The sequence below is a fragment of the Paraburkholderia denitrificans genome, assembly GCF_042655705.1.
Lineage (GTDB): Bacteria > Pseudomonadota > Gammaproteobacteria > Burkholderiales > Burkholderiaceae > Paraburkholderia > Paraburkholderia denitrificans.
Map to the genome: position 1 here is coordinate 53,998 of NZ_JBHSMP010000026.1, position 10,390 is coordinate 64,387.

The following is a 10,390-nucleotide window of genomic DNA, read 5'->3' on the forward strand; positions in this document are numbered from 1 at the left end:
CCGGGCGGAACCGAAGCGGGACTGCGCGACGCGCTGCGTCGTCAGCCCGCGAACAACGCGTGTTCGGCGTGCACGATCTGGCGGTCGACGGCTTGCAGCCGCCATTGACCTTCCATTGGCGAATGCGACGACTCGCACGACCAGGTCGCGTCGCCATGTGCAGAACTGATTTCCTGGCGGCGGTTTACATGCAAGCCGCGCAAGGTGCAAAGCGGTGAATCATCGAGCGGCGCGCACAGCGATGTCACGCCGTTCGTGTCGCGCATCTCGCCCCATTCCGGCAGGGCAATCCCATCGTGCGACTCGCGCGACCAGCGGTGCTGATCGGTGTCGAGCCACAGGACGGCGTAGTCGTGATTGACGGTCGGGTCGGAACCGTTGATCAGGATCGTAAGTCGCATATCAGGTCCGTTAGAGCGTGTTCAGGGATGGCAATTACTCACTGTAGGTCGCGTGCGTACGACTGCAAGGAGGGATTCCACATATTGGGCAGCGCGATGCGGTCGCAGTAGATATAAATCAAGCTCGTGCTTGCGTGGCACGGCTATCGGCGGGATTGAAAATCACAATTGGGAAGGCACCGGTCACCTCCTAGATTGATAGTTGCGGCGTACCCGCATCCATGGTCTGTTGCACTGCAGGAATCGCGGGCAGCGCTGCGTCCCCACAATGACGCTGATGGAAGGAGGCACAGATGGCACAGCTAAAGGGCTCGAAGACGGAACAAAACCTCAAGGATGCATTTGCTGGCGAATCGCAGGCGAATCGCCGCTATCTTTACTTCGCGGCAAAGGCCGACGTGGAAGGCCAGAACGACGTCGCCGCGCTGTTCCGCTCGACCGCCGAAGGCGAAACGGGCCACGCGCACGGCCACCTCGAGTATCTGGAAGCGGTGGGCGACCCGGCCACCGGCCTGCCGTTCGGCTCGTCGCGGCTGAACCTCCAGTCGGCGATTGCAGGCGAAACGCACGAATACACCGACATGTATCCCGGCATGGCGAAAGTGGCGCGCGAAGAGGGCTTCGACGAAATCGCGAACTGGTTCGAGACGCTCGCGAAGGCGGAGCGCAGCCACGCGAACCGCTACACGAAGGCGCTGGACGTACTCGCGGACTGATCGCGCGGCGCACGGCGCCGGTTTTGCGCCGGTTTTGTTCCACTACCGCGCCGGCTGTGCGCCGGCGCGAGGCGAGCGCGTGACTACCTGACTGCGCTCGCGCCCCGATAACCAGAAACCAGAAACGCAGAACCGGAGACGTCATGCCCCAAAAGGAAGGCAGCCTCGAAGCGCCGACGCGGCATCCGCTCGACTGGACGTCCGACGCGTTCTACGACCCGGAAAAACGCGACGCCGAACTGGCGCGCGTGTTCGACATCTGCGCGGGGTGCCGCCGTTGCGTATCGTTGTGCGGTGCGTTTCCCGCGCTGTTCGATCTCGTCGACGCAACCGATTCCGGCGAGGCGCATGACGTCGACAAATCGAAGTTCGGTCAGGTGGTCGATCAGTGTTATCTGTGCGACCTCTGCTACATGACGAAATGCCCGTATGTGCCGCCGCATCCGTGGAACGTGGACTTTCCGCATTTGATGCTGCGCGCGAAAGCCATTGATTACCGCAATGGCGACGTGAAGCTGCGCGACCGCGTGCTGTCGAACACGGATACGCTCGGTCATCTCGCGGGTATTCCGGTGGTCACGCAGACCGTCAACGCCGTGAATCATACGAAGGCCATGCGCGGCGTGATGGAAGATGCGCTCGGCGTGGACCGCAAGGCGTGGCTGCCCGACTTCGCCCCGCACAAGTTCCGCAGCGCGGCGAAGCGTGTGTCGGCAGAGAAGGCACGCGACGTGCGCAAGGCGCGTGATGGCGAACGCACGCCGGGCAAGGTGGCGATCTACGCGACGTGCTACGTGAATTTCAACGAGCCGGGCATTGGCCACGATCTGCTCGCGGTGCTCGATCACAACGACATCGACTGGGTGCTCGTCAAGAGCGAAGCGTGCTGCGGCATGCCGCTGCTCGAACAGGGCAATCTGGAAGGCGTGGCGAAAAAGAAGGCGCACAACATGCCGGTGCTCGCGCACTACGCGCGCGAGGGTTACGCGCTGATCGGCGCGGTGCCGAGCTGCGTGCTGATGTACAAGCACGAGCTGCCGCTCATGTTTCCCGACGACGCCGAAACGCGCGCCGTGAGCGACGCGTTCTGGGATCCGTTCGAATACCTCATTGCGCGGCACCGCGACGGCTTGCTCAAGACGGATTTCCGCACGCCGCTCGGCAACGTTTCGTATCACGTTCCGTGCCACGCGCGCGTGCAGAACATCGGTCGCAAGACGTCCGAGCTGCTCTCGCTCGTGCCCGACACGAAGGTCAACGTGGTCGAACGCTGCTCGGGGCATGCGGGCACATTCGGTGTGAAGAAGGAATTTCACGCAATGGCGATGAAAATCGGCACACCCGTTTTCCGGCTGATGGCGCAGGGCGAACCGGGCTTCATTGCCTCGGACTGCGCGCTGGCGGGCCATCACATTGCACAGGGCATCGGCGAAATGCAGCTCGGCGAGCCGCCACTTGCGCATCCGCTCACGCTCTTGCGACGCGCCTATGGCATTTGAGGCTGCTTCCCTCACCCAATCTCTACATGAGGCACTGACGATGACGATCGCGAGAAATTCGCTGTTGACGCTGGAGGCTTACGCGAAGGTGCGCAACGACATGCGCGCTCGCATCATCGAACACAAGAAGCGGCGCGCCGTCGCGCTCGGCAATCACCTGACGTTCCTGTTCGAGGACGAAGCAACGATCCGCTATCAGATCCAGGAGATGCTGCACATCGAGAAGATCTTCGACGAAGACGGCATCCAGAGCGAGCTGGACGTGTATCAGCCGCTCGTACCCGACGGCAGCAACCTGAAGGCGACGCTGCAGATCGAGTACCAGAACGAGATCGAGCGCCGCGCCGCGCTCGGGCGGCTCATCGGCATCGAGGACCGCGTATTTCTGCAGGTGGAGGGCGAAGCGCCGGTCTACGCCATCGCCGATGAAGATCTCGAACGCGAAACCGCCGAAAAAACCTCGGCGGTGCATTTCGTGCGCTTCGAACTCACGCCTGCGATGAAGGCGCGCTTGCGCGATGGTGCCGCGCTCATGATCGGCTGCGATCACCCGAACTATCGCGTGCCGGTGCAGACGATCGACGCCGATACGCGCGCGGCGCTTGCCGCCGACCTCGACTGACGCCGCGTCACACGTCCTTGCGGTACATGACGAAGCCGGGCTTGTCGGCCACGCCGTCATAGAGGCGCATGGCCGTGTGATTCGTCTCGTGCGTGTGCCAGTACACGCGCGATGCGTTTGCCGCCTTCGCCGCCGCGTAGACGCCTTCGATCAGCGCGCGCCCCACGCCCTTGCCGCGCTCGGATTCGGCGGTGAAGAGATCCTGCAGATAGCAGGTCGGACCTTGCAGCGTCGTGCTGCGGTGAAAGAGGTAGTGCACGAGCCCGACGAAGTGGCCACCGCTGTTGCCACCCCGCACGGCGACGAGTGCATGCATCGGTTCGAGGCCGTCGAAGAAGCGCGACCACGTCGTGCGCGTGATCGCCTCTGGCAGCGCCGTCGGCCCGAAGCGGCCGTAAAAGCGGTTGTAGCCGTCCCACAGCGGCAGCCAGGCTTCGTAATCGGCGGGTGTGACGGGGCGGATTTCGACGGTATCGCTCAAGCGTGTTCTCCTCGGTTTGTTCTGGGTGTGTTCCGCGGCATGCGGTGTCGCCGCTCTCCGGCCGGCGACAACGTTGAGCGTAAGCGAATCTCGACGCCGCTGCCAGGGCCAGGCAGGCACAAAGCAATGGAGCCACCGGCCGTTCGCGGCGGGTGCGGAGCGGCGACTTCGAAGCACCGACGCTTAAGCACCATAAATCAAGACCGCGAAAGCGCGGTCTTATATGTTATCTTTCATCCGGCTAACAATATCTCGCATAGGCGAAGGTCTGCTACGTCATTCGCAGTCCACATTGAATAAATGGGGCATGAGACGAGGGCTCATCGGAGTCGGCGGTCATGGGCGGGGCCAGCGAAGACAGGCCCCGTGATACCGGCCAGCAGCCGCGGCCTCCGTCTTGCATGTCGGCCATTTATCAAGCGCCTGTTTTTGTGCCGACGTATCGTTCGGTGAACCCCGCCATTCAACGTGTTTTCCCCATGCCGACCGACTATATCGCCCCTTTCGCTCTCTGGATCGTCATTCGTCACATGCGCCTCGCCGACGGCTCGCACCATACCGAGCCCGCATGGGTGCGCAGCGAGGACCATCGGGATCTGGTCGTGTTCGTCTCGCGCCTTCACGCCTACCTCTACGCCACGCTGCGCAATATCGACCATACGCGCGGCGAATCGGACGGCTGGCAATGCATACCGTTGTCGGCATTCGATCTGTGCGGTTGTATTCGGGAGGCCGACGGGCCGCTCAAATGCGCCATGGCATTCAGCTTCGAATGCGATGCAACCGGCGCATTGATCATCGCGAACGGCGCGCCGCGCCTGCGCTTCGTCGAACTCACATTCAACGTGCCCAATCCCGTTGAGGGCGCCGTCTTCAACTTCAGCCAGGGCGCGTTCGACGTCATGCGCGAACAATGGGAACACATCGGCGCCTACGATTACCCGCAGTCGATCGAACGTATCGATGCAATGGACGACGTGACGTTCGCACACGCGCTCGGCGTTGCGCTACAGGCTGCGTTGGTGACGCGCGCGGAATACGCGAGCGATCACTGGACGGTCTACGATGCTGACGCCGGATACTGGATTTCTTCGCCGGTGCGTTCGTACTCCGGCGTGCCCGCCACGCGCACGGTTCACTGAATACGCGGTTAAAACCAACGCCCGGGACTCTGCTGAAGGAAATGGCCTGCGCACCGACGTTATCGCACTCGGGTTGCTGGGCCGCACGCTTTTCTCATCGCCATTTTTGTTTCCTGTTCGCTTCTTTTACAGCCCTTCTCGACCAGCGTGACCATCACGCTTTTGTCGCGCGCATGCGTGTTCATGCTGTGCAGATTATCCCTGGTCGCCGTCGCATTTCGCCTGGCAATTTTCTACGGGGTGAAGTAGAAAGCGCGTAGGATTACTGATTGAGTCGGCTTGATACGACGGCCTAGCCTGGAAAAACGTCAGGCAGGACGATGTTAGCCGAAACTTCCAGCGACGTTTCAGCGGCATTCTGCAACAGGAGGATGTATGAGCGATTCACTCGTATTCGAAAAGCCTGCCATCGGCCGAGGTGCACTGGCGGGCGTGGTGGCGACAGCGGCATTGTCCGTGCTGATGGTGATGAAGGCGGCGATGGGGCTCATGCCCGAACTCAATCCAGTCGGCACGATTGCGAACATGCTCGGCGTGCCTGCTCCCGTGGGGTGGATCGTGCACTTCGCGATCGGTACGATCTGGGGTATTGCGTTTGCCCTGGTGAGCCACATGCTCCCGGGTGCATTCTGGCTCCGGGGCATGCTCTTTTCCATCGCGCCCTGGTTGATGATGATGATCGTCATGATGCCGATGGCGGGTGACGGGTTCTTCGGTCTGAAACTCGGCATGGCGGGACCGGTCATGACGCTGGTGCTGCACCTCTTTTTTGGCGCCGTCCTGGGCGCCGTGTACGGCGCACGTGCTGCCCGCATGCGGCCCGCCTGAAACGCTTCAATACGATTCAATTCGACTAAACGCGATTGAATACGAATAAATACAAATAAATACAACAATCGCGTTTCTGCTGCCCACGACGGCGAGCCGGGCAACGACACGATGCGCCACACAGCATCGACACAACAATCCGGCCGCCGATTCCAGTAATGACAGCGCTTTTGTCGTGGTGCTTAGGGCGGGTTAGTGCCGTGGCGCACGGTTGCATGTGCCGGATAATCATTGCTCACGCAACTTGACATCGACCGGGCTTGATGCAGTATTCGTCTATCTCAGAGCCGGAGATTTCCGCCCCGTTGAATCGGGCGATACGGGCGCCAACCATTCAAATCTCCCGAAAACCGTCTCATGGATACCGAACCGCGAGCCAGCGTATTGCGCCAGATTCCACGCAGCGTCTGGATTCTTGGCTGCGTCAGTCTGTTGATGGACGTTTCATCCGAAATTATCCATAGCCTGCTGCCGATGTTTCTCATGGCAAGCCTCGGTGCAAGCGCGGCCACGATTGGCATTATCGAGGGTATCGCCGAGGCCACCGCGCCGGTCGTCAAGCTGTTTTCGGGCGCGCTGAGCGACTATCTCGGCAACCGCAAGTGGCTTGCCGTGGCGGGATATGGTTTGGGCGCATTGAGCAAGCCGCTTTTCGCCGTTGCGTCGACGGTCGGCGTCGTGGTGACGGCGCGTATCGTCGACCGGGTGGGCAAGGGAATTCGCGGCGCGCCGCGCGATGCGCTGATCGCCGATGTCACGCCGTCGCATTTGCGCGGCGCGGCGTTTGGGCTGCGCCAGTCGCTCGACACGGTGGGCGCTTTTCTCGGACCGCTGCTGGCGGTCCTCATCATGCTGAGATGGGTGGACGACTTCCGCCTCGCGTTTCGGCTCGCCGTCATTCCCGGTCTGATTGCGGTTGCGCTGCTGACGTTCGGCATCAAGGAGCCTGCCTGGGAGCCCGGCGCGAAGCAGCGCAATCCGGCACGCTGGCACAACCTCAGGCAACTGGGCGCGAACTACTGGTGGGTCGTTGCGGTGGGAACTTTCTTTGCGCTCGCACGCTTCAGCGATGCCTTTCTCGTTCTGCGCGCAATGAAAAGCGGCGTACCCGTTGCGCTGGTTCCGCTCGTGATGTTTGCGATGAATGTCGTGTTTTCAGCGGCGGCCTATCCGTTCGGAAAACTCGCCGACTCGATGAGCCATTTCCGCCTGCTGATGGCAGGGCTCGCCGTACTGATTGCCGCCGATGTCGTGCTCGCCAACGCAAACCAATGGAGCATCGTGGTGGTGGGTGTCGCCATCTGGGGGCTTCATATGGGCATCACGCAGGGGCTGCTCGCCACCATGGTTTCGCGTACCGCGCCCGCGCAGTTGCGCGGTACCGCGTTCGGTTTTTTCAACCTGCTGGGGGGATTGGGCACGTTGGCGGCCAGTCTCGTCGCCGGTGAACTGTGGGACCGCTTCGGACCCGCCGCGACGTTTTACGCCAGCGCGATCTTCTGCGTCGTCACCGTCGTGCTGCTTTGTGTCGGTCGCGCGGCTGCCCTGAGATTCGAATAAATCGGGTATCCGTATTTCGTGGTTGATTTGTCGTGTTGCGGCGTAGTAATGGCATGGGGTAGCGAGGGCTGTCGGTGTGTCTTGGCGCGATCGGAATTATTCATGGCGCGTTATGCTAGTGCCTCCCGTGGTTCAAACGCCTACCATCTGGCTATCCAATCTAACCAGGGAGAAGTCATGAAACCCGCAACGGCATTGATCACTGGCGCTTCAAACGGCATCGGCCTGGAACTGGCGCGCATCCATGCGAGCAAGGGCGGCGATGTCGTTCTGGTTGCGCGTTCGCGCGACAAACTCGAATCAATCAAGAAGGAATTCCAGACGAAGTATGGCGTGAAAGCGTATGTCATTGCCGAGGACCTCGCCGACCCCGCTTCGGCCGATCGAGTCTTCGCTGCCACTGAGGCGCTGGGGCTTTCCATCGAGGTCCTGATCAACAATGCCGGCTTTGGCGGCCACGGCAAATTCGTCGAACGCGATCTCAAGGCCGAGCAGGCGATGATGCAGGTCAACATGGTGACGCTGACCAACCTGACACATCACTACCTGAAGGGCATGGTGGCCCGTCGGCGCGGACGCATCCTGAATGTCTCGTCGACTGCATCGTTCATGCCGGGCCCACTGCAGGCCGTGTACTACGCGACCAAGGCCTATGTCACCTCGTTCACTCAGGCTATCGCCGAAGAAGTGCGCGAGTACGGCGTGACCGCCACGGCGCTATGTCCGGGCGCGGTGGCGACTGGTTTCGTTGCTGCCGGAGATCTGCAAGGCGTGAATGTCTGGAAGAACGCCAGGTCGGCAGAGTCAGTAGCGCGATGCGGCTACGAGGCCATGGAGCGCGGCGAACTGGTGGCCTTCAACGAGTGCAAGCTGCAGATCATGCTTGAGTGGATTGTTCCGCTGCTGCCGCGCAAAACGGTGTTGAGGATGTCGCGTCAGGCGATGGAAAAGGCTGCGTGATGAAGCAGGCCACACGCTTTTCCGTGCATCCCGGCTGGAAACTGATCGTCGTCGATATGGGAATCGCGCCCGGCGACTTGCTGGCGCTGGCCGAACTGCCCGCCGACCTGTTCAGCCGCAAGGACGCCTCGCTGACGCCTGCCGAATACTTTCGTATCTTTCACAGTCTCGAAACGATGGTTGGGGAAGCGCAGTTGCCGGTACGGCTCGGTAGCGGCATCTCGGTTGAGGCCTTCGATCCGTCGCTCTTTGCATGCCTGTGTAGCCCGAATCTGAATGTCGCGCTCACCCGGCTCGCCGAATACAAGCGCCTTTGCGGACCATTAGCGCTGGATGTTGCCGTTGGTCGAAACTGCACTGAGGTGTTCATCGAATGCTACGGCTACGACCGTCCGCTGCCGCGCAGCCTATGCGCGATGGAAGTGGTTTTCTTCACGCAACTGGCGCGCCTCGCCACGCGGCACGCGATTAACCCGATAGAGACGGAATTGGTGATCCTGCCGAATCAGACCCGGCCGTGCGAAGACTTTCTCGGCTGTCGCTTACAGCAAGGCAACCACAATCGCATCAGCTACTCGGCAGAGGACGCCGCGCGACCGTTCCTGACCGAGAACGTCGCCATGTGGCAGTTCTTCGAGCCGGAGCTTCAGGCGCGGCTCTCGAAGCTCGATGCCGAGGCCAGCGCGCGCGAACGCGTACGCAGTGCGCTGCTCGATATGCTGCCGAGCGGCCAGAGCAGCATCGACGATATTTCGAGCCGTCTGGCAATGAGCAAGCGATCGCTACAGCGCCATCTCGCCGACGAGGCGGTCAGCTATCAGGACGTGCTTAATGGCACACGACAGGAACTGGCTAGCTATTACCTTGCCCGCTCGGCAATCTCGCCTGGCGAGATTGCTTTTCTGATTGGTTTTCAGGATACCAACTCATTCCTGCGTGCCTTCAAGGGCTGGACGGGGGTTACGCCAGGGGAATACCGCAATTTGCACGCTCATCCGGCGTGACGCAGACGCTGTCCATATAGTTGAATTGGTTGGTGCACCTCCCGTGAGTCGTGTGGCCGCTTCGCTCCGAAATCCGGCATCGTCCCTCGATAAGCCCAACCGACAGCTTCGGGTCGGGAGTACTCACCGCCGACTGGCCGCTTCCGGGAAGCGGAATTCCACTGGCCGCTTTCCGGCGATGAATTTGAAGAGCGGACTGACGCAACCTGACCCATTCGCGCCGATCGCGTGGCCGAGCATCCAAGGGCAGCTAACAGAGGGATCCGGTCATCATGGCAAACCGCACATGCGTAGTGAAGGGCACCAGAACTGACCGGTCACGCGAGAAAATAACATTGTGTGGGCGTCGGAGTTCGGCAGTTCGGCACCCATATGACAGTTGGTTTGGTCGGACTACTTGTAGTAACCGACGCCGCATCCCAGGCCGGCGACAGCGGTAACGAAGCTCGCCTTCGGCACCCACGTCTTGTCCGCACCGGCCTTGGGAGACATGTAGCTAACCTCATTGACCTGGCCGTCTTTTGCCGCGTCATAGAGCCTTGGGCCATACACGTCGCCCGTAGGGTCCTTAAATGTCCTCGCATCCTTGCCGAGTAACCCCTTAACGTTGGGATTGCCGATCGCGACGAGGAGTCCGTCGTTGAGCTTGAAGCAGAACGGATAGAGGTCGCCAACAAGGAAGCCGTTTTCGCCCTTGTTGATCTGGTCGAGTGTCTTGGCCTTATCGGCTTTGATGGCCGCAACCGTCTTTTCAAGCATGGCCTTAGCGTCCGCCGCAGTACCTTGCGCGAATGCCGTAGTCGAGAACAAGGCAGCCATGGCACATAGTGCGTCAATCACGAGTTTACGAAACATGGACATTCCCCCCTGCTCTTCGAGCAAATTGCAATTGTCTTGCACCGTGCGCAGGCAGCAAGTCACCATATCCAAACATTGCCCCAATTGACCAGTCTACTCGTGCCCACCGACGAGCTGATAAAAAGAGGTGCGGTGGCCGTTTCCGGATTTGGCCCATCGTGTCGCCCCCAGGCTTGATCGAAAGGACCGCTATCGAGGTGAATCGGCCGTTGGAATGGCGGCTTTATATCTTTTGTGATCGGCAACAATTGGCCGACGAACGAAACCGCTCGCGCGGTAGGGGGCTCCGGTCCGACGCAGGAGGTCAGGGAGGGGCCGG

At 60.9% G+C, this 10,390-nt stretch carries 11 protein-coding genes; 8 read left to right on the plus strand and 3 right to left on the minus strand.

Going from position 1 to position 10,390, the window contains the following annotated elements; genetic code table 11:
• Positions 1-41 precede the first annotated feature (41 nt).
• Positions 42-401, minus strand: a complete 360-nt coding sequence (locus ACFPTO_RS19455) for a DUF3564 domain-containing protein (protein ID WP_296659609.1) — start codon at positions 399-401, stop codon at positions 42-44.
• A 293-nt stretch (positions 402-694) separates the two neighbouring features.
• On the opposite strand from ACFPTO_RS19455, the gene ACFPTO_RS19460 reads away from it, so the two are divergent.
• The 3 genes from ACFPTO_RS19460 (at position 695) to ACFPTO_RS19470 (ending at position 3,238) form a co-directional block, all read left to right on the plus strand.
• Positions 695-1,117: a rubrerythrin family protein gene (locus ACFPTO_RS19460; protein ID WP_293034441.1), complete on the plus strand. Its 423-nt coding sequence runs from the start codon at positions 695-697 to the stop codon at positions 1,115-1,117.
• 143 nt (positions 1,118-1,260) lie between these two features.
• Positions 1,261-2,616, plus strand: a complete 1,356-nt coding sequence (locus tag ACFPTO_RS19465; RefSeq protein ID WP_377713859.1) for a heterodisulfide reductase-related iron-sulfur binding cluster — start codon at positions 1,261-1,263, stop codon at positions 2,614-2,616.
• A gap of 40 nt (positions 2,617-2,656) precedes the next feature.
• On the plus strand, positions 2,657-3,238 hold the full coding sequence (locus tag ACFPTO_RS19470; RefSeq protein ID WP_377713861.1) for a DUF3501 family protein: 582 nt from the start codon (positions 2,657-2,659) through the stop codon (positions 3,236-3,238).
• Positions 3,239-3,245: 7 nt separating this feature from the next.
• Here the strand turns inward: ACFPTO_RS19470 and ACFPTO_RS19475 are convergent, their stop codons facing one another.
• Complete coding sequence (locus ACFPTO_RS19475; RefSeq protein WP_377713863.1) at positions 3,246-3,719, minus strand: GNAT family N-acetyltransferase; 474 nt, start codon at positions 3,717-3,719, stop codon at positions 3,246-3,248.
• Positions 3,720-4,198: 479 nt separating this feature from the next.
• Here ACFPTO_RS19475 and ACFPTO_RS19480 point away from each other — a divergent pair, with 479 nt between their 5' ends.
• The 5 genes from ACFPTO_RS19480 to ACFPTO_RS19500 all read left to right on the plus strand — a co-directional run bounded on the left by ACFPTO_RS19480 (position 4,199) and on the right by ACFPTO_RS19500 (position 9,213).
• Positions 4,199-4,861, plus strand: a complete 663-nt coding sequence (locus ACFPTO_RS19480; protein WP_377713865.1) for a hypothetical protein — start codon at positions 4,199-4,201, stop codon at positions 4,859-4,861.
• Between the two features lie 375 nt (positions 4,862-5,236).
• The gene (locus ACFPTO_RS19485) at positions 5,237-5,689 is read left to right on the plus strand and encodes a DUF6789 family protein (protein ID WP_377713867.1); all 453 of its coding nucleotides are present in this window, start codon (positions 5,237-5,239) and stop codon (positions 5,687-5,689) included.
• Between the two features lie 357 nt (positions 5,690-6,046).
• Positions 6,047-7,249: an MFS transporter gene (locus ACFPTO_RS19490; RefSeq protein WP_377713869.1), complete on the plus strand. Its 1,203-nt coding sequence runs from the start codon at positions 6,047-6,049 to the stop codon at positions 7,247-7,249.
• Between the two features lie 177 nt (positions 7,250-7,426).
• A complete protein-coding gene (locus ACFPTO_RS19495) occupies positions 7,427-8,209 on the plus strand; it encodes an SDR family NAD(P)-dependent oxidoreductase (protein ID WP_377713871.1) in 783 nt (260 codons plus the stop codon).
• On the plus strand, positions 8,209-9,213 hold the full coding sequence (locus ACFPTO_RS19500; protein WP_377713877.1) for an AraC family transcriptional regulator: 1,005 nt from the start codon (positions 8,209-8,211) through the stop codon (positions 9,211-9,213). The genes ACFPTO_RS19495 and ACFPTO_RS19500 overlap by 1 nt, the downstream gene beginning before the upstream one ends.
• A gap of 393 nt (positions 9,214-9,606) precedes the next feature.
• Here the strand turns inward: ACFPTO_RS19500 and ACFPTO_RS19505 are convergent, their stop codons facing one another.
• Positions 9,607-10,068: a cache domain-containing protein gene (locus ACFPTO_RS19505; protein WP_377713873.1), complete on the minus strand. Its 462-nt coding sequence runs from the start codon at positions 10,066-10,068 to the stop codon at positions 9,607-9,609.
• Between the last annotated feature and the right edge of the window lie 322 nt (positions 10,069-10,390).

Coding starts and splice junctions, on each gene's coding strand:
- ACFPTO_RS19455 (WP_296659609.1), bottom strand. CDS start 401: ATGCGACTTACGATCCTGATCAACGGTTCCGACCCGACCGTCAATCAC.
- ACFPTO_RS19460 (WP_293034441.1), top strand. CDS start 695: ATGGCACAGCTAAAGGGCTCGAAGACGGAACAAAACCTCAAGGATGCA.
- ACFPTO_RS19465 (WP_377713859.1), top strand. CDS start 1,261: ATGCCCCAAAAGGAAGGCAGCCTCGAAGCGCCGACGCGGCATCCGCTC.
- ACFPTO_RS19470 (WP_377713861.1), top strand. CDS start 2,657: ATGACGATCGCGAGAAATTCGCTGTTGACGCTGGAGGCTTACGCGAAG.
- ACFPTO_RS19480 (WP_377713865.1), top strand. CDS start 4,199: ATGCCGACCGACTATATCGCCCCTTTCGCTCTCTGGATCGTCATTCGT.
- ACFPTO_RS19485 (WP_377713867.1), top strand. CDS start 5,237: ATGAGCGATTCACTCGTATTCGAAAAGCCTGCCATCGGCCGAGGTGCA.
- ACFPTO_RS19490 (WP_377713869.1), top strand. CDS start 6,047: ATGGATACCGAACCGCGAGCCAGCGTATTGCGCCAGATTCCACGCAGC.
- ACFPTO_RS19495 (WP_377713871.1), top strand. CDS start 7,427: ATGAAACCCGCAACGGCATTGATCACTGGCGCTTCAAACGGCATCGGC.
- ACFPTO_RS19500 (WP_377713877.1), top strand. CDS start 8,209: ATGAAGCAGGCCACACGCTTTTCCGTGCATCCCGGCTGGAAACTGATC.
- ACFPTO_RS19505 (WP_377713873.1), bottom strand. CDS start 10,068: ATGTTTCGTAAACTCGTGATTGACGCACTATGTGCCATGGCTGCCTTG.